Raw genomic sequence first — 16,263 nt, 5'->3', positions numbered from 1 at the left:
CTCTCGTCGCGTATGACCGAGACCGTGCTCCTCGTCGGCGGCGGCGGCCGCGAACACGCCGTCGCTCGCTCGCTCGCGTCGGACTGCGACCTCCACGCGTGCGCGAGCAACCGCAACCCCGGCATCGACGCGCTCGCCGAGTCGTTCGAGACGCTGGACGAGACCGACCCGGACGCGGTCGCCGCGCACGCCGAGGCCGTGAACGCCGACCTCGCGGTCATCGGCCCCGAGACGCCGCTCGCCGCCGGCGTGGTGGACGCTCTCGAAGCGGCGGACGTGTACGCGTTCGGCCCGCGGGAGGCCGACGCTCGCATCGAGACGGACAAGGCGTTCCAGCGCGAGTTCATGCGCGACCACGACATCCCGGGCTGTCCCGACTTCGAGACGTTCACCGACACCGAGGCCGCCTGCGAGTACATCGACGCCTACGACGGCGACCTCGCGGTGAAGCCCGCGGGCCTCACCGGCGGGAAGGGCGTGAAAGTCACGGGCGACCAGGTGACGAAAGAAGAGGCGAAGGCGTACCTCCGCGAGGAGGACTACGACGAAGTCGTGCTGGAGGAGCGGTTCGTCGGCGAGGAGTTCACGGTGCAGGCGTTCGTCGCGAACGGCGACGTGCGACCGACGCCCGCCGTCCAGGATCACAAGCGCGCCTTCGAGGGCGACGAGGGCCCGAACACCGGCGGCATGGGGAGTTACTCGGACGCCTCGCGGACGCTCCCGTTCATGACCGCCGAGGACTACGACGACGCCGTCGACGTGCTGGAGGCCGTCGTGGACGCTCTCCCGACGTACCGGGGCGTGCTCTACGGCCAGTTCATGCTCACCGCCGACGGCGTCAACGTGGTGGAGTTCAACGCGCGCTTCGGCGACCCCGAGGCGATGAACACGCTCCCCGTCATGGAGACGCCGCTCCTCGACGTGCTCACGGCCGCCAGGGACGGCGAACCCCTCCCCGACCTCGCGTTCGAACCCACTGCCACCGTCTGCAAGTACGCCGTCCCCGCAGGCTATCCGACCGACCCCGAGGCCGGCGCGCGCGTCACCGTCACCGAGGACTCCGTCGGCGAGGACGCCATCCTCTTCTACGCGAGCGTCGACGCCCGCGACGACGGCGTCTACACCACCACCTCCCGCAGCTTCGCCGTCGTCGGTCTCGGTGCCACCATCGACGAGGCAGAGGAACGTGCGAGCGCCGCGCTCGCGGACGTGGAAGACGGCTTCCGGATTCGCGACGACATCGGAACCGCCGCCCTCGTGCAGCGCCGCATCGACCACGTCGAACGCATTCGCGAGTGACCGCCCGCGGACGGGGCGAGTAACTCTAAGTGGCACGCGCGCGTTCTTCTTCCTGCATGTCGAAAAACGACGTCGCCCGCCTCCTCAAGCAGGCGTATCAGGACGAAATCGAGACCGTGATGAACTACATGTCGAACTCCATCGTCCTCGACGGCGTGCGCGCCGAGGAGATCAAGGAGTCCCTCCAGGCGGACATTCAAGAAGAGCTCGGGCACGCAGAACAGCTCGGCGAGCGCCTCAAACAGCTCGACGAGTCCCCGCCCGGCTCCGGCGAGTTCGAGGCCCACCAGCACAGCCTCCAGCCGCCCGAGGACACCACGGACGTGCTCTCCGTCATCGAGGGCGTCATCGACGCCGAGGAGGACGCCATCAACACGTACCGCGAACTCATCGACGCCGCCGAGGACGCGAACGACCCCGTGACGGAAGACCTCGCGGTGACGCTGCTCGCGGACGAGGAAGCCCACCGCACGGAGTTCCGCGGCTACCGCACGGAGTACAAGAACGACTAACACCCAGTAGGCGCGACGTGGCGGTATGAACGCCACGTACGTCGTCCTCGCGCTCCTCACCGGCGCGATTACGGGCGCAGTGTTCCGCTTTTTCGAAGTGCCGATTCCCGCGCCGCCCAGCCTCGCGGGCGTGATGGGGATCGTCGGTATCTACGTCGGGTACAAGCTCGTGGAGTACGCGGGCGTCCAGTACGACATCGTGGAGGCGCTCGGTCTCTAGATTCCGAAGGTCGCGCGGAGCATGTCGCGCGTCCCCGGGCCGAGACCGACCGCGAGCACGGCGACGAGGAGGAGCACGGCGAACCGCGGGTTCTCATCGTAGAGGTCGTCGTTGAACAGCCAGACGACGAACGTCGCCGCGACCAGTTTCACGAGGAGGAACCCCCAGGCGTCGCCGACGACTGCGGTGACGCCCTGCGGGACGTACTGCTGAGTGAGGTCGACGATGGCGCTGTTCACGGGGTGTTTCGGGACGAGGTCGCCGTAGGGGTAGCCGAGTTCGCCGCCCCAGTCGAGGCCGATGACGTTCGACACGCCGTCGACGGCGTGCCCCCAGATGACGACCGCGCCCGCGAACCCCGTGCCGTAGTTGATTTCTGGCGCGAACGCGTCTGCGCCCTTGTAGATCGCCGCGGCGAGCGCGGTGGCGATGCCGATGGTGAGCACCGTGAACACGGGAATGAAGTGGACGCGGTCGGTGGTCGCGGCGAGGTAGCCGAGGTAGCCGAGGGCGAGCGCGAGCGCGGCGCTCCCGATGGCGGCGAGCGGCCGGTAGTAGTCGTCGGTGTAGTCGCGCCGGGAGAGCCAGACGGCGACGACGAGCGCGCCCACCGCGAGGAAGAAGACGGTGAAGTAGATGAGCGGGCTGATGATGAACGCGTTCCAGGGGTAGCTGATGGCGCTCCCGCCGAGCGCGTCGTTCGCGTCCTCGACGACGCGGAGCGCGCCGCCGAAGAACATGAACGGCAACAGCGCGAACAGCAGCCGGCGGTCCTCGCCGACCGTCAGGCGGTCGAGGAGGAAGACGACGCCGCTGAGCATCACGATGAGCGTCACCATGTACCCGACTTCGCTCACGAGCGTGTACCCGGGGTACGCCACGGGTTCGGCGGCCTGCGCGCACCGGGCGGCGCTGTCGTAGAGGACGGGGCTGCCGCCGTTCCACGCCGCACAGGCCGCGCCGTGGGCGTCCGCGTACACCGGCCCCCAGAAGTAGTGCCAGACGAACCCACCGTACACCGCGTCGTAGAAGAGGACGGACCCACCGACGAGCGCGAGCAGGGCGGCGCCGACGCCCGCCGTCCACGCTCGCTCGCGGTCGGTCTCCGGGAAAGTCATGTGCGGGAAATCGTCTCAGGGGCCGCTTTACGCTTCCGGTCTCAGACCGGGAGCTCGTGCGTCCGGTACTCGGTGTCGAGGACGACCATCGTCTGGGAGCGCGCGAACCCCTCCACCTGCGCGATGCGGTCGAACATGAGCTCGCGGAGTTTCGCCGTGTCCGGCGCGTACACCCGCATCACGATGTCCCACTCGCCCGTCGTGAGCGTTATCTCCTGCACGCCGTCGATGCTCTTCAGGAGGTCGAGCGCCTCGTCCTCCCGGCCCTGCTCGACCCGCAGTCCGACGATGGCCGAGAGGCCGTAGCCGATGGCTTCCGGGTCGACGTCGGCGTGGTAGCCGCGGATGACGCCCTCCTCCTCCATGCGCTTCACGCGGTCGTGGACGGTCGCGCTCGACATGTCGATGCGTCTCGCGATCTCGCTGAACGGCACGCGCGCGTCCTCCTGGAGCGCCTGGAGGATGGCGCGGTCCGTGTCGTCGAGGTCCATACGCCCCGTGGGGTTCGGGAACTCAATACGTTTGCTACTCGATTGCACGCCGCGCGGCCGCGAGCACCGCCTCGTGTCTGGTGTCGTTCGACGCCACCAGGCCCGCGCTCTCCGGCGTCCACTCGTCGCCTTCGATGTCCGTCACGCGCCCGCCGGCCTGCCGAATCATGTGCACGCCCGCGACCGTGTCCCAGGGGTTCGTCTCGACGTTCGTCACCGTCGCCTCCAACTGGCCCGCCGCCACCATCGACAGCGACACCTGCGCGCTCCCGAACCGCCGCATGTCGCCGAACCGCTCGACGACGCCCTCGCAGATGCCCGCGTACTCGTCGCGGTCAGCGAACGCCCACCAGACCGTCGGCGACACCGTGAACGCCTCCGGGTCGTCCTCGCCGCTCACCGACACCGGATCGCCGTTCAGCCACACGCCCGCCTCGTTCGAGACGTAGGTGTCGCCGAGCGCGGGCAGGACGTTCGCCGCCGCCACCGTCTCTCGGTCTTCCACCGCCGCGACGCTCGTCGCCCACACCGGGATGTCCCGCACGTAGTTGTTCGTCCCGTCGATGGGGTCGATGACCCACACCGGCCCCCGCTCGGGGACCTCCTTCAGCTCGTCCTCCTCCTCGCCCACGATGGCGTCCTCCGGAAACGACTCCCGAACCGCCTCGATAACCTCGCGCTGGGCGTCCCGGTCGGCGTGCGTCACCACGTCCGTCTTCCCGTCTTTGGTCTCCACGTCGATGTCCGTTCGGAAGAACTCGTCCGCAACGCGAGCGCCGGCGCGCGCGGCCGACTCCACCACCGACGCCCTATCGCGTTCGCTCATAGTCGAACGAACGACGGCACCGGCAAGAAGACGTCGATGAAGCGACCGCTATCGGGCACGTGAGTTTGCGGGGGAAGTCCGCCTCGCGGACTTCCACGCATGGACTGACCATGCGGGGGAAGGGATTCGAACCGCCGTCAGACGACCCGTTCGGGCTGCGACTGACGTGATTCGAATCGTCCCTCGTGCATGTTCGCGCTCTCGCGCACACATGCGGGGGAAGGGATTCGAACCCTTGAACTCCTACGAGAGCGGGGCTTGAACCCGCCGCCGTTGACCAGGCTTGGCGACCCCCGCACGCGACCCTGAATCGGAGTGTGGCGCGTTTAAGCACTGCGGATTACGCGGCGCTCGCGCGGCTGCGGCGGAGCGGTCGTCGCAGGCTCCGGAGGGGAGCGCAACGCACTTGGCGAACGCGCCCCTCCTATCGAGTGAATGCGCGTCGAACAGTTGGGCGACGGCGACCCCGAGTTGGCCGTCGTCGGCGGAGTGCACGGCGACGAACCCTGTGGGGTTCGCGCGATAGAGCGACTCCTCGACGACGACCCGGACGTCGAACGCCCCGTGAAGTGCATCGTCGTCAACGAGAAAGCCCTAGAGCGCGGCGTCCGGTACGTGGACTCCGACCTGAACCGGTCGTTCACGCCGGACACGCCCGCGGACGCCCACGAGCGACAGCTCGCGCAGGAGCTCGCGGCAGAAGTGCAGGGGATGACCGTGTTCTCCATTCACTCCACGCAGTCCCACGCCGACCCGTTCGCGGTGAGCGACGGGCGCGCCGCGCACGTCCAGCGCATCGTCCCGCGGCTCTCCGTCGTGGCGCTCGTGGACACGCAGGACTTCGGCGACGGCCGTCTCTTCGCCGCGGACGCCGACATCGTCGAGGTCGAAGCCGGCCTCCAGGGCTCGGAGACAGCGGCGGAGAACGCGTACACGCTCGCCCGGGAGTTCCTCACGGTGGAAGGCGCGCTCCCCGGTGACGCCGTCGAACGCGAACTCCCGGCGTTCACGATGGGCGACCCGATTCCGAAACCCGCGGCCGACGAGTACGAGGTGTTCGCGGAGAACTTCTCGTTCGTCGAGGCGGGCGACCCCGTCGCCGCCGCCGACGGCGAAGTCATCCGCGCCGACCGCGACTTCTACCCCGTGCTCCTCTCACCGTACGGGTACGCGAACCAGTTCGGCTACCACGGACAGAAACAGGACTCGCTCGGTCAGTCGCCCTCGGGCGCGAACTCCACGAGCGTCAACTCCCGGCCGAGCGCGCAGTAGTCGTGGGGCGGGTCGCCGACGATCTCCTCGATTTTCCGGTTCTCGTCGAAGTCCACGCCCATCGGCTCGCAGTACTCGTGGCTCGGGCACTCGGTGTGCGGACACGGCCCCAGCAACTGGCCCCTGCTGCCGGCGTACGCGCCCTTCGACGGGACGTTCGCGCGGACGCTCGCGGGTTCCACGTCCACGGCGACCACGCCGCCGTCGTGCACGCCGCAGTCGAGTTCCTGGCCGTTCTTTCGGACGTCGGTCACCTCGTACCGGACGCCCTCGGTGAGGTTCAGGCACTGCTTGCGGTACGGACAGTCCTCGCAAGCGCTCGCCTCGCCCCGGTAGACGAACTCCGTCCCGGGGTCTGCGAGCCGCGTCCCGACGAGCGTCAACATGCTCGGGAGTTGCCGGTGAACACGCATAAGCCTCCCGTCCCCGCATGAGCCTGCTCGTCGTCTTCGGCCCGCCGGCTGCCGGGAAGACCACGCTCGCGACCCGCCTCGCGGAGCGCTTCGACGCCCCCGTCCTCCACTCCGACGACTACACCACTCGCACCTACGAGCGCCTGCTCGACGACGCCGAAGCGCGCCGCCGCGAGCACCCTCTCGTCGTCCTCGACGGCACGTTCCACGACCCCGACTGGCGGGGGTGGGCGCGCGACCTCGACGACGCGTACTGCCTGTACGTCACCGCCGCCCTCGACACCTGCCTCCGCCGGGACTGGGAGCGCGCGGACTCGATAGGCGAACCGGGCGTCAGAACCATCCACCGGGCGTTCCGCGAGCAAGAGGCGACCGCGGACGCGGACTTCACCGTGGACACGCGAATCCTTCCCGAAGAAACGGCGTTCTCGCTCGCCAGCCGGCGGGTCGCGGACTGGCTCAGTTCGTGAGCCGGTCGAGTTCGTCCAGGTAGTCCTCGCGGGGCACCTGGTAGGCGTCCCGGTACGCCACCTCGCCGTTCGCGAAGCGCTCCGCGAGGCGGGTGGCCGCCGCGACGGCCTCCCGGCGCGTGTCCACGGTCTCGTCCGCGGCAGCGACGCGGACTTCCGGTTCGAGGGAGAGCGAGACGTGCCACGGCCCCGCCGTTCGGTCGCGCTGTCGGAGCCGCGTGCCGGGACTGCGACGGCTCACGTAGATGGTCGGCAGGCAGGGCGCGGGGAAGTCCGCGCCGTCGAACACGTCCGGCCGGAACACCAACACTGTGCGTCCGCCGTCCTCGTCGCTCCACACCGTCCAGCCGTCGGGCAGCGACCACTCCGTCATCACCCCGCGATTGTATCGGATTCCGGATAAGGCGTTCGGGGAGCGTCGGCACTCCCGAGAATAGCCCCGTGAGACTGCCCGCTAGGGAAGTCCTCCTCGGTCACTCCGCGGCGCTTCGTTCCCTGGTTCAAATCCCCGCTGACTCTATGGAGTCGAGGGATTCGCCAGCGATAGAGTTCACTACGGGGAGTAACGCACTCTGAGAATGCTCGATAGGGGATTTGAACCCCTGTCGGGGGCTCGAAAGGCCCTCATGATTGGCCGGACTACACCAATCGAGCGTTCGCATTCTGAGTGAGAGGACACGGACTCTTAAATCTCTCTACTCGCGGTGGGTGTGGAACGCGTCGACACACTTCGGTCGGTCGCGAGAAAAGCGGGGACTGCGAGCGGGTTACTCGCCCTGGAAGTCGGGGTCGCGGTCGCCCATGAAGGCGGTGACGCCCTCCATGAGGTCGTCGGTGTTCATCAGCTGTCCGAAGGCCTGGGCTTCGGCTTCGAGACCGGCGTCGGTGCTGTCGCGGCCGGCGCGCATCGCGCGCTTCGTGTACTTCTGGGCGAGCGGCGGGCCCTGCGCGAGGTCGCGCGCGAGGTCGAACGCCTCGTCTTCGAGGCTGTCGTTCTGCGTGACCTCGTTCACGAAGCCGTAGGACTCCATCTCGGCGGCCTCGTAGCGGTCGGCGGTGAAGATGATCTCCTTCGCGCGGCCCTCGCCGACGATGTTCTTCAACCGCTGGGTGCCGCCCCAGCCGGGGAGCAGGCCGAGGTTGTGTTCGGGCTGGCCGAACTCGCTGCGCTGGCTGGCGACGCGGAGGTCGGCGCAGGTCGCCATCTCCATGCCGCCGCCGAGGCAGTAGCCGTCGATACCGGCGACGACCGGGAGGTCGGCCGCTTCGAGCTTGCCGAACGTGGACTGGCCGAGCCGGGAGAGTTCGACGGCGTCGAGCGGGTCGGCGCTCCCGGCCATGGACTGCACGTCAGCGCCGGCGCTGAACGCCTGGTCGCCCGCGCCTGTGATGAGGATGGCGCGCGCGTCCTCGTCGTCCTCCAGTGCGTCGATGGCACTGCCGAGCTCCTCGAGCAGCGCCTCGTTCACGGTGTTCATGCGGTGCGGGCGGTCGAGCGTGATCTGCCCGACGTTCTCCGTCACCTCCATGCTGATGGTGTCGAACTCCTGCTCGGTCTCCTCGCCGCCGTGCTCGGGGTGGAAGTTCCCCTCCGTGTCGGCGAGCTCGACGAGGTAGTCGGCGGGCGCGTAGCGCTCCGCGCCGGTCTCCTCGTGGAGGTCGTCGAGCGTGTCACGCAGGGTCGCGAGACCGGTGTCGTCCGCGAGGCGGGCGGGGCCGTCCGGGAAGCCCGCGCCGAGCATCACGGCCTCGTCGATTTCGGCGGGGTCGGCCACGTCGTTGCCGACGAGCTTCGCGACCTCGTTCGCCATCACGGCCGTGAGGCGGAGGCGCACGTCCTCCGACGACTCGTCGGTCGGGATGTCGGGGCCGCCGTCCTCGTAGTCGTAGAACCCCTGCCCGGACTTCTTCCCGAGTTCGTCCGCCTCGACCTTCTCCACGAGGAGCGGGCACGGCTCGTAGGCCGCGCCGAGCACGTCGTTCATGTACTCGAGCACGTCCAGCGCCACGTCGATGCCGACCTGGTCTGCGAGCTCGAACGACCCCATCGGGAGGCCCATCTCGTACTTCGTCGTGGAGTCGACCTCCGCGATGGTCGCGTCCTCCTCGTGGACGGTCCACGCGGCCTCGTTGAGGAGCGGGACGAGCACGCGGTTCACGATGAACCCCGGGCTGTCCTTTCGGACGCGCACGGGCGTCTTCTCGAACTCACGCGCGAGGGCTTCGGTGAGGTCGAGCACGTCGTCGTCGGTGTGCTCGCCGGAGATGACCTCCACCAGCTGCATCCGGATGGGGGGATTGAAGAAGTGCATCCCGCAGAAGCGCTCGGGTCGCTCCGTCACCTCGGAGAGATCCGTGATGGAGAGCGAGGAGGTGTTCGTCGCGAACACCGCGTCCTCGGGCGCGTGGTCTTCGAGCTCCCGGTAGACGTTCTTCTTGATGTCCATCTTCTCCGGGACGGCCTCAACGACGAAGTCGACGTCGCCCGTCGCCTCCTCCATGTCCACCACCGGGGTTACGCGGTCGAGCGCGCTCTCGGCCTCGTCCTCGGTTATCTGGCCGCTGTCGGCGAGCTTGTCGAGGCTCCACTCGATCTGCTCGTAGCCGTTCTGCACGAACTCTTCTTTGATGTCCCGCAGGTTCACGTCGTACCCCGCGAGCGCGGCGACCTCCGCGATGCCGTGGCCCATGCTTCCAGCGCCGAGCACCGCGATGGTGTCGATGTTTTCGATATCCATATTCGACGAGTCACACGGACGCCGATTGAAGGTTTCCCTCCTGCCCGACGTGAACGATTCGCGGGTTTACACGGGTTTTCACGGGTGACGTAACGCCTATTCTCGTCGCCGTCCTTCCACGGGTATGAGCGACCCTCACGACTTCCTCCGCGACGACCCTCATCTCGGGCCGCTGGTCGAGGCGCACGGCGAACTCACCATCGACCCCGCCGAGGACGTCTTCGCGCGGTTCGTCACCTCAGTTATCCGCCAGCAGGTGTCGATGGCGTCCGCGTCCGCGACCCGCGAACGCCTGTTCGACGCCGTCGACGTGACGCCCGACGGAATTCGGGAGGCCGACGACGAGGTGCTGCGGGACGCCGGGCTGTCCCGGCAGAAGACGCGGTACGTGAACAACATCGCGGACGCGTTCACCGAGAACGACTACAGCAAAGGGTTCTTCGAGGAACTGAGCGACGACGAGGTGCGCGACGAACTCACCTCGATTACGGGCGTCGGCGAGTGGACCGCGGACATGCAACTCCTGTTCTCGCTCGGCCGCGAGGACGTGTTCCCCGTCGGCGATCTGGGCGTTCGGAAGGGAATGAAGACGGTGTTCGAAGGAGACCTCACGCGCGCCGCAATGCGTGAACGCGCCGAGCGCTGGCGTCCGTACCGGAGTTACGCGACCCTCTACCTCTGGCGCGCCGAGGAGAACATCGCCGAAGCCGTCGACGAAGTCGAGGACTAGGCTACTCCTCGTCCAGTTCCTCTTCCTCCGCTTTCTCGCCGTCCGTCGTCCGCGTCACGTCCACGTGGTAGTGCTTGAGGATGTCCCGGCCGAGCAGGAGCGGGTAGTCCATGTGGCCGCGGTCTTCGAGGCTCGCGGCGACGGTGTGCCGGTCGCCGTTCACGCTCACCACGATGTCCACGACGGGCCGCGCCTTCCCCTGTTTCATGCTCCCCGACTTCACCTTCGTCATGCGCTTGATCGGGCCGGCGCCGATTGTCGCGGCGAGCGACGTGTCGAGACTGGTGCGCGAAGCGCCCGTGTCTGACTTCGCGAGCGTGCGCTCGGTGCCGCTCGTCCCCGAGACGAGGACTTCCTCCGTGTATCCGATGGTGCGCTGCTCCGTCGGCGCGCCCGGCGTCCGCGGCGCGCTCGACGGCGTCGAGGTGTCGAACTGCCCGCGGAGGCGCTCGACCGCGTCGGCGTCAACGCTCCCGCCCACGCGCTCGACCGCGAGCCGCGCGATGTCCGGCGCCGGACTCGTGCTCGTCGCCTCGAACAGGCCCTTGAAGCCCGCGGTGGGGTTGACTTCGAGGACGTACCAGCCGTCCTCGCCCTCCACGAGATCCACGCCGGCCATGTCGAGGCCGAGCGTCGACGCGGCGTCCCGCGCGAGCGACTCCGCGTCCGCGGGGAGGTCGGCGACGCCCTCGACGTCCCCGCCGAGCGCGACGTTCGTCCGCCAGTCGTTCTCGGGAGCGAACCGCCGCATCGACGCGATGACTTCGCCGTCGACCACGTACACGCGGAGGTCGCGGTGCCGGTCTTCGTCGCGGTCGATGAGCTCCTGCAGGAACGCGTACCGCTCGCCCACGCGGGGGTTCACGTCCTCGTCTGCCCCGACCTTCCACGTCCCACCGCCGTGCGTCCCGATGGCGGTCTTGAACACGGCCTCCTCGCCGAACCGGGGGCGCTCCGCGTTCAAGCGATCCGCCGACAGCGAGAGGAACGCATTCGGCACGGACAGACCGGCTGCCGTGAGGTGCGTGGCGGTCGCGTACTTGTGGAACGCCGTCAGGACGCTCGACGGCTCGTTCAGCATCGGCGTCACGCCCTCCAGCGTGTGTGCCAGTCCGAGGAGTTCCGCCGGCTGTTCCGTGTTCGACAGCAGGAGGCGGTTCACGACCACGTCCACGTCCGGGTCTAGCGTCACCTCGCCGTCCCGCACGTCCACGGACAGCGTCTCCTCGCGAAGCCACGTCGACTCGTGTCCGAGCGCCTCTACTGCGTTCAGGATGGCTTTCGTCTCCTTCGAAGTGTGTAGGCTCAGAACCCCTACGTGTACCGACTCGGTCATAGACGAACTGACTCGTGGACGGACTAAAGGCATGCCGCATCCTGCTGGCCGTCCGCCCGCACACGCTTTTACGCGTCCGGCCCCCAGACCCGGTAATGACAGACGGGGCGTTCACGTACAACGGCGGCCGAGTCGACCCGGGGGAGACCGCCGACATCCGGTACAGCATCAGCGAGACCTACCTCGGAGATCCCGTCCGCATCCCCGTCACCATCGTCAACGGCCCCCACGACGGCCCGACGGTGTTCCTCTCCGCGGCCGTGCACGGCGACGAACTCAACGGCATCGAGGTCGTGCGGGAGGTCGCACAGGACTGGCCGCACGACAACCTCCACGGGACGCTCGTCTGCCTGCCCGTCGTGAACGTCCCCGGGTTCACCGCCCAGCAGCGCTACCTCCCGATCTACGACCGCGACCTCAACCGCTCCTTCCCCGGGAACGACACCTCGACGAGCGCGAAGCGGATGGCGCACCAGCTGTTCACGAACTTCATCGAACCCTGCGACTACGGGATGGACTTCCACACCTCGACGCGCGGCCGGTCGAACATGCTCCACGTCCGCGCCGACATGGACGACGAGAACGTGGCGGCGCTCGCGCGCGCGTTCGGGTCGAACGTCATCATCGACAGCACCGGCCCCGACGGGACGCTCCGCCGGGAAGCGAGCGACGCCGGCGTCCCCACCGTCACGGTCGAGATGGGGGAGGCCCACCGGTTCCAGCGGCGGTTCATCGACGAGGCGCTCGACGGCGTCGCGAGCGTGCTCGCCCAGTACGGCCTCCACCCCGCCGACCCCGTGGACTGGCCGGGCTGGCGGACCGTCATCGACTCCGGCGAGAAGACGTGGCTCCGAGCGGACGCCGGCGGCATCGTCGAGACCCACTACGCGCACGGCGACCTCGTTCGCGAGGGCGACAGGATCTGCACCATCACGAACCCGTTCAAGTCCACGCGAGACGCGGTGGCCGCGCCGTTCACGGGACTGCTCGTCGGCCTCCTCGAAAACCCCGTCGTCTACCCCGGGAACCCGCTCTGCCACCTCGTCGAACTCGACGAATCCACGCGGCGCGCGTACGAACGCGACCGCGCCGGCACGACGCCCCAGCGACCCGCGTAGGATGCGGGGTTAGTAACTTCTATGTGGAGCGGGGCCAGAGGTTCACGTGGTATGAGTCAGTCGTACGACCGGGGCCTCATCGAGGACTTCGGCCGATGGCGGGAGTTCTCGGCCGGCATGTGGGCCTGGGTGTTTCATAAGTTCACGGGGTGGGTACTCATCGCGTACCTGTTCACGCACATCGCCGTTCTCAGCACGTCCATCGAAGCGGCGGACGCGTCCGCCGCCGTCATCGCGAACGGCGAGGACATCTACACCCAGACGCTCCACGGCCTCGAAAGCATCGTCATCGTCCGATTCCTCGAGGTTGGTCTGCTCGCGGTCGCCGTCTTCCACATCCTGAACGGCGTTCGCCTGCTCCTCGTGGATCTCGGACTCGGACTCGAACAGCAAGACAAGAGCTTCTACGCGTCGCTCGTCCTCACCGGCGCTATCGTCGTGGCGAGCGTCCCGACGTTCCTCGCGGGGGCATTCTAACATGGCAGAACGTTACTCCTCGTTCAGTCGCGGCGGCCTGGCGTGGTTCCTGCAGCGAGCAACCGCGGCGTTCCTCGTTGTGACGCTCGCGTTCCACTTCTTCCTCCTGCACTTCTACAACCACGCGCCCGAAATCACGTTCGCGGGCAGCATGGGCCGAATGGAGGTACCGGCGTACTGGCTGACGATGGTGTTGTTCCTCGGAACGGCGACGTTCCACGGCGTCAACGGCATCTACAACGCACTCGTCAATCAGGGAATCAGCGGCACGCCGAAGCGCGTCGCGAAGTGGGTGCTGATCGTCGCGGGAGCCGCCCTGTTCGTGCAGGGGCTCCGCGTCTCGTTCGCACTCGCCGGAGGTAGTCTACTATGAGCACGCAATCACCGGACACGCAGACCGAGTCGGAAACGGATCCACAGGCCGAACGCCTCGAACGCAAGGAAGAACGCGCCGAGGAAGCCGCGTCCTCCGCAACCGAGACCGCCGAGGACACGGTCGAACTGAAGGTATTCCGGTACGACCCCGAGATCGCGGACAAACAGGAACCGCGCTTCGACACGTTCCACGTCCCGCGAAAACAGGGGATGACCGTGCTGGACGCCCTGATGCACGCCCGCGACCACTTCGACTCCAGTCTCACCTTCCGGCACTCCTGCCGCCAGGCCGTCTGCGGGTCGGACGCGCTGTTCATCAACGGCAGTCAGCGCCTCGGTTGTCAGACCCAGATTCAGGATCTGAACAACTCCGACACGGTTCGAGTCGAACCGCTCCCGCACGCGGACGTGGTGAAAGACCTCGTCGTGGAGATGGAGCACTTCTACGACCAGATGGAGTCGGTGGAACCCTACTTCAGTCCGAACGAGGAACCGGAGGGCGAGCAGCTTCAGTCCCGCGAGAACCGGGAGAAGATCAAGATGAGCACGCGCTGCATCTGGTGTGGCGCGTGCATGTCCTCCTGCAACATCGCCGCTGGCGACAACGAGTACCTCGGCCCCGCGGCCATCAACAAGGCCTACCGGTTCTACTTCGACGACCGCGAGGGCGACGACCGCCAGCAGGAACGCCTCGAAATCATCGAACAGGAACACGGCGTCTGGCGCTGCCAGACCCAGTTCTCCTGTACCACGGTCTGTCCGAAGGACATCCCGCTCACGGAGCACATTCAGGAGCTCAAGCGAGAAGCCGTGAAGAGCAATCTCAAATTCTGGTAAATCATGTACGAACACGACGTACTCGTAGTCGGTGCAGGCGGCGCCGGACTCCGTGCGGCCATCGCGGCGCACGAGGAAGGCGCGGACGTGGCGCTCGTCACGAAACTCCACCCGGTTCGCTCCCACACGGGCGCGGCCGAGGGCGGCATCAACGCGGCGCTACGGAACGGTGACTCGTGGCAAGACCACGCGTACGACACGATGAAGGGGTCGGACTACCTCGGTGACGCCCCCGCCGTCGAGACGCTCGCGCAGGACGCGCCCGAGAACGTCATCCAGCTCGAAAACTGGGGAATGCCCTTCTCGCGCGAGGACGACGGCCGCGTCAGTCAGCGGCCGTTCGGCGGCCTCTCCTTCCCCCGCACCACGTACGCGGGCGCGGAGACCGGCCATCACCTCCTCCACACGCTCTACGAACAGGTCGTCAAGCGCGGCATCGAGGTGTACGACGAGTGGTACGTCACGAACCTCGCCGTCACGGACGAGGACGACCCGAACGAACGCAGCTGTCACGGCATCGTCGGCTACGACGTGCAGACCGGCGAACTCGCGGGCTTCCACGCGAACGACGGCGTCATCCTCGCGACTGGCGGGATGGGGCAGGTGTTCGACCACACCACGAACGCGGTCGCGAACACCGGCGACGGCGTCGCGATGGCCTACCGCGCCGGCGTCCCGATGGAGGACATGGAGTTCATCCAGTTCCACCCGACGACGCTCCCCTCGACCGGCGTCCTGATCAGTGAGGGCGTGCGCGGGGAGGGCGGCATCCTCTACAACACGGAGGGCGAGCGATTCATGTTCGAGTACGGGTACGCGACCAACGACGGCGAACTCGCCAGCCGCGACGTGGTCGCGCGCGCCGAGCTCACGGAAGTCAACGAGGGCCGCGGGTTCGAGGACGAGTACGTAATGCTCGACATGCGTCACCTCGGTGAAGAACGCATACTCGACCGCCTGGAGAACATCCTCCACCTCGCGGAGGACTTCGAGGGTGTCGACGGCCTCGAAGAACCGATGCCCGTCAAGCCCGGCCACCACTACGCCATGGGCGGTATCGAGACGAACGAACACGGTCAGACGTGCATCGACGGCCTGTACGCCGTCGGCGAGTGCGCGTGCGTGAGCGTGCACGGCGGGAACCGCCTCGGCGGGAACGCCCTTCCGGAACTCATCGTGTTCGGGAAGCGCGCCGGCTCGCACGCCGCCGGCCGCGACTTCGGCGAACCCAAGATCCAGACCGGGAAACCCGCAAACCCCGAGCTCGAAGACATCGACACCACCGCCTCGCTCGGCACCGTCGGCGACGACGAAGCCGCTGCCGACGGCGGCCTCGCTGCCGCCGACCCCGAGACGGTGGTGAACGCGGCGGTCGAACGCGAGGACGACCGCATCACGCGCCTCCTGGAGAAGGACGAGGGAACCCAGCACGCCGAAATCCGCTCCGACATCCAGAAGACGATGACCGCGAACGTCAACGTCTTCCGGGAGGAGGACGCGCTCGAGGAGACGCTCCACGATATCCGGGACGCCCGGGAACGCTACGAGGACGTGTACGTCGCGGACAAGTCCCGGACGTTCAACACCGACCTCCAGCACACCCTCGAAACCCGGAACATCCTCGACATCGCCGAAGCCCTCACTATGGGCGCGCTCGCCCGCGACGAGTTCCGCGGCGCCCACTGGCGCAAGGAACACCAGGAGCGCAAGGACGACGAGTGGCTCAAGCACACAATGGTCTCCTGGAACGACGGCGAACCCGAACTCTGGTACCGCCCCGTCATCCTCGACGGCGAGAACAAGACCTACGAGCCGAAAGAGCGGTCGTACTAACGGACTTTTTTACTCAGCGGGTCGCCTCCGGCGACCGCTTGAGTAAAAACCTCCACTAAAAACGCTCGCTCCGCGAGAGAGTGAATCGCGGCGCGACGCGCCGCGAACGTTCTTCTCACTCCGCTCTCCCGTACTCCGAGCGTTCAAGTACGATAGCGCGGCCAGCCGTCGGTATGTTCTGACTGGTGGGGCGTGCCG

18 protein-coding genes and 2 tRNA genes are annotated in these 16,263 nt (G+C 67.6%); 11 read left to right on the top strand and 9 right to left on the bottom strand.

The features are described 5' to 3' along the window. Positions 1 to 12 precede the first annotated feature (12 nt). Genes purD through FQU85_RS12210 form a run of 3 tightly spaced genes read left to right on the top strand, consistent with a single transcriptional unit; the run spans position 13 to position 2,031 of the window. Positions 13 to 1,299 carry a phosphoribosylamine--glycine ligase gene (purD, locus tag FQU85_RS12220; protein WP_145848313.1) on the top strand — a complete coding sequence of 429 codons (1,287 nt, stop codon included), beginning with the start codon at positions 13 to 15 and terminating at the stop codon, positions 1,297 to 1,299. Between the two features lie 56 nt (positions 1,300 to 1,355). Next, positions 1,356 to 1,811, top strand: a complete 456-nt coding sequence (locus tag FQU85_RS12215; RefSeq protein ID WP_145848311.1) for a ferritin-like domain-containing protein — start codon at positions 1,356 to 1,358, stop codon at positions 1,809 to 1,811. A 25-nt stretch (positions 1,812 to 1,836) separates the two neighbouring features. Further along, positions 1,837 to 2,031 carry a XapX domain-containing protein gene (locus FQU85_RS12210; protein WP_145848309.1) on the top strand — a complete coding sequence of 65 codons (195 nt, stop codon included), beginning with the start codon at positions 1,837 to 1,839 and terminating at the stop codon, positions 2,029 to 2,031. On the opposite strand, the gene FQU85_RS12205 is transcribed toward FQU85_RS12210, so the two are convergent. From FQU85_RS12205 to FQU85_RS12190, 4 genes are all read right to left on the bottom strand, one after another. After that, positions 2,028 to 3,149 (bottom strand): DUF63 family protein, encoded by a 1,122-nt coding sequence (locus FQU85_RS12205; RefSeq protein ID WP_145848307.1) that lies wholly within the window; start codon positions 3,147 to 3,149, stop codon positions 2,028 to 2,030. The two genes, FQU85_RS12210 and FQU85_RS12205, sit on opposite strands and share 4 nt — an antisense overlap. A 41-nt stretch (positions 3,150 to 3,190) precedes the next feature. Continuing rightward, entirely contained in the window at positions 3,191 to 3,640 is a 450-nt protein-coding gene (locus FQU85_RS12200) for an Lrp/AsnC family transcriptional regulator (protein ID WP_145848305.1), read from the bottom strand. Positions 3,641 to 3,674: 34 nt separating this feature from the next. After that, complete coding sequence (locus FQU85_RS12195) at positions 3,675 to 4,466, bottom strand: inositol monophosphatase (protein ID WP_145848303.1); 792 nt, start codon at positions 4,464 to 4,466, stop codon at positions 3,675 to 3,677. 212 nt (positions 4,467 to 4,678) lie between these two features. Further along, a tRNA-Leu gene (locus tag FQU85_RS12190) sits at positions 4,679 to 4,763 on the bottom strand. 138 nt (positions 4,764 to 4,901) lie between these two features. Between FQU85_RS12190 and FQU85_RS12185 the strand changes: the two genes are divergently transcribed. Then, on the top strand, positions 4,902 to 5,738 hold the full coding sequence (locus FQU85_RS12185) for a succinylglutamate desuccinylase/aspartoacylase family protein (RefSeq protein ID WP_145848301.1): 837 nt from the start codon (positions 4,902 to 4,904) through the stop codon (positions 5,736 to 5,738). Here the strand turns inward: FQU85_RS12185 and FQU85_RS12180 are convergent. Next, complete coding sequence (locus FQU85_RS12180) at positions 5,681 to 6,124, bottom strand: UPF0179 family protein (RefSeq protein WP_145848299.1); 444 nt, start codon at positions 6,122 to 6,124, stop codon at positions 5,681 to 5,683. The genes FQU85_RS12185 and FQU85_RS12180 overlap by 58 nt on opposite strands. Before the next feature lie 44 nt (positions 6,125 to 6,168). On the opposite strand from FQU85_RS12180, the gene FQU85_RS12175 reads away from it, so the two are divergent. Next, positions 6,169 to 6,621: an AAA family ATPase gene (locus FQU85_RS12175; RefSeq protein ID WP_145848296.1), complete on the top strand. Its 453-nt coding sequence runs from the start codon at positions 6,169 to 6,171 to the stop codon at positions 6,619 to 6,621. Here the strand turns inward: FQU85_RS12175 and FQU85_RS12170 are convergent. The 3 genes from FQU85_RS12170 to FQU85_RS12160 form a co-directional block, all read right to left on the bottom strand. Then, positions 6,611 to 6,994 (bottom strand): DUF5820 family protein, encoded by a 384-nt coding sequence (locus FQU85_RS12170; protein WP_145848295.1) that lies wholly within the window; start codon positions 6,992 to 6,994, stop codon positions 6,611 to 6,613. The genes FQU85_RS12175 and FQU85_RS12170 overlap by 11 nt on opposite strands. Positions 6,995 to 7,200: 206 nt before the next feature. Beyond that, positions 7,201 to 7,275 (bottom strand) — tRNA-Glu (locus FQU85_RS12165). 113 nt (positions 7,276 to 7,388) lie between these two features. After that, entirely contained in the window at positions 7,389 to 9,359 is a 1,971-nt protein-coding gene (locus tag FQU85_RS12160) for a 3-hydroxyacyl-CoA dehydrogenase/enoyl-CoA hydratase family protein (RefSeq protein WP_145848293.1), read from the bottom strand. 124 nt (positions 9,360 to 9,483) lie between these two features. On the opposite strand from FQU85_RS12160, the gene FQU85_RS12155 reads away from it, so the two are divergent. Further along, the gene (locus tag FQU85_RS12155) at positions 9,484 to 10,089 is read left to right on the top strand and encodes a DNA-3-methyladenine glycosylase (RefSeq protein ID WP_145848291.1); all 606 of its coding nucleotides are present in this window, start codon (positions 9,484 to 9,486) and stop codon (positions 10,087 to 10,089) included. Between the two features lies 1 nt (position 10,090). Here FQU85_RS12155 and FQU85_RS12150 read toward each other — a convergent pair whose 3' ends face one another. Next, positions 10,091 to 11,425, bottom strand: coding sequence for a RimK/LysX family protein (locus FQU85_RS12150; RefSeq protein WP_145848289.1), 1,335 nt, complete (start codon positions 11,423 to 11,425; stop codon positions 10,091 to 10,093). 95 nt (positions 11,426 to 11,520) lie between these two features. On the opposite strand from FQU85_RS12150, the gene FQU85_RS12145 reads away from it, so the two are divergent. From FQU85_RS12145 to FQU85_RS12125, 5 genes are read left to right on the top strand one after another with little or no spacing between them, the layout of a single operon-like run. Further along, positions 11,521 to 12,543, top strand: a complete 1,023-nt coding sequence (locus tag FQU85_RS12145) for a succinylglutamate desuccinylase/aspartoacylase family protein (protein WP_145848287.1) — start codon at positions 11,521 to 11,523, stop codon at positions 12,541 to 12,543. Positions 12,544 to 12,594: 51 nt separating this feature from the next. Next, on the top strand, positions 12,595 to 13,020 hold the full coding sequence (gene sdhC, locus FQU85_RS12140) for a succinate dehydrogenase, cytochrome b556 subunit (RefSeq protein WP_145848285.1): 426 nt from the start codon (positions 12,595 to 12,597) through the stop codon (positions 13,018 to 13,020). Between the two features lies 1 nt (position 13,021). Then, positions 13,022 to 13,393 (top strand): succinate dehydrogenase hydrophobic membrane anchor subunit, encoded by a 372-nt coding sequence (locus FQU85_RS12135; RefSeq protein ID WP_145848283.1) that lies wholly within the window; start codon positions 13,022 to 13,024, stop codon positions 13,391 to 13,393. Then, entirely contained in the window at positions 13,390 to 14,232 is an 843-nt protein-coding gene (locus tag FQU85_RS12130) for a succinate dehydrogenase/fumarate reductase iron-sulfur subunit (protein WP_145848281.1), read from the top strand. The genes FQU85_RS12135 and FQU85_RS12130 overlap by 4 nt, the downstream gene beginning before the upstream one ends. 3 nt (positions 14,233 to 14,235) lie before the next feature. After that, positions 14,236 to 16,065 (top strand): FAD-binding protein, encoded by a 1,830-nt coding sequence (locus FQU85_RS12125; RefSeq protein WP_145848279.1) that lies wholly within the window; start codon positions 14,236 to 14,238, stop codon positions 16,063 to 16,065. Positions 16,066 to 16,263 lie beyond the last annotated feature (198 nt).

The sequence above is a fragment of the Salarchaeum sp. JOR-1 genome (genome assembly GCF_007833275.1).
Lineage (GTDB): Archaea > Halobacteriota > Halobacteria > Halobacteriales > Halobacteriaceae > Salarchaeum.
Note: the sequence above shows the minus strand (reverse complement) of the source record. Positions and strands in the feature narration are given on the sequence as shown.

What these genes read in the sequence shown, in the direction of transcription:
- purD (WP_145848313.1), top strand. Translation starts at nt 13, where the DNA reads ATGACCGAGACCGTGCTCCTCGTCGGCGGCGGCGGCCGCGAACACGCC.
- FQU85_RS12210 (WP_145848309.1), top strand. Translation starts at nt 1,837, where the DNA reads ATGAACGCCACGTACGTCGTCCTCGCGCTCCTCACCGGCGCGATTACG.
- FQU85_RS12200 (WP_145848305.1), bottom strand. Translation starts at nt 3,640, where the DNA reads ATGGACCTCGACGACACGGACCGCGCCATCCTCCAGGCGCTCCAGGAG.
- FQU85_RS12215 (WP_145848311.1), top strand. Translation starts at nt 1,356, where the DNA reads ATGTCGAAAAACGACGTCGCCCGCCTCCTCAAGCAGGCGTATCAGGAC.
- FQU85_RS12170 (WP_145848295.1), bottom strand. Translation starts at nt 6,994, where the DNA reads ATGACGGAGTGGTCGCTGCCCGACGGCTGGACGGTGTGGAGCGACGAG.
- FQU85_RS12195 (WP_145848303.1), bottom strand. Translation starts at nt 4,466, where the DNA reads ATGAGCGAACGCGATAGGGCGTCGGTGGTGGAGTCGGCCGCGCGCGCC.
- FQU85_RS12135 (WP_145848283.1), top strand. Translation starts at nt 13,022, where the DNA reads ATGGCAGAACGTTACTCCTCGTTCAGTCGCGGCGGCCTGGCGTGGTTC.
- FQU85_RS12125 (WP_145848279.1), top strand. Translation starts at nt 14,236, where the DNA reads ATGTACGAACACGACGTACTCGTAGTCGGTGCAGGCGGCGCCGGACTC.
- FQU85_RS12175 (WP_145848296.1), top strand. Translation starts at nt 6,169, where the DNA reads ATGAGCCTGCTCGTCGTCTTCGGCCCGCCGGCTGCCGGGAAGACCACG.
- sdhC (WP_145848285.1), top strand. Translation starts at nt 12,595, where the DNA reads ATGAGTCAGTCGTACGACCGGGGCCTCATCGAGGACTTCGGCCGATGG.
- FQU85_RS12180 (WP_145848299.1), bottom strand. Translation starts at nt 6,124, where the DNA reads ATGTTGACGCTCGTCGGGACGCGGCTCGCAGACCCCGGGACGGAGTTC.
- FQU85_RS12155 (WP_145848291.1), top strand. Translation starts at nt 9,484, where the DNA reads ATGAGCGACCCTCACGACTTCCTCCGCGACGACCCTCATCTCGGGCCG.
- FQU85_RS12160 (WP_145848293.1), bottom strand. Translation starts at nt 9,359, where the DNA reads ATGGATATCGAAAACATCGACACCATCGCGGTGCTCGGCGCTGGAAGC.
- FQU85_RS12150 (WP_145848289.1), bottom strand. Translation starts at nt 11,425, where the DNA reads ATGACCGAGTCGGTACACGTAGGGGTTCTGAGCCTACACACTTCGAAG.
- FQU85_RS12145 (WP_145848287.1), top strand. Translation starts at nt 11,521, where the DNA reads ATGACAGACGGGGCGTTCACGTACAACGGCGGCCGAGTCGACCCGGGG.
- FQU85_RS12130 (WP_145848281.1), top strand. Translation starts at nt 13,390, where the DNA reads ATGAGCACGCAATCACCGGACACGCAGACCGAGTCGGAAACGGATCCA.
- FQU85_RS12205 (WP_145848307.1), bottom strand. Translation starts at nt 3,149, where the DNA reads ATGACTTTCCCGGAGACCGACCGCGAGCGAGCGTGGACGGCGGGCGTC.
- FQU85_RS12185 (WP_145848301.1), top strand. Translation starts at nt 4,902, where the DNA reads ATGCGCGTCGAACAGTTGGGCGACGGCGACCCCGAGTTGGCCGTCGTC.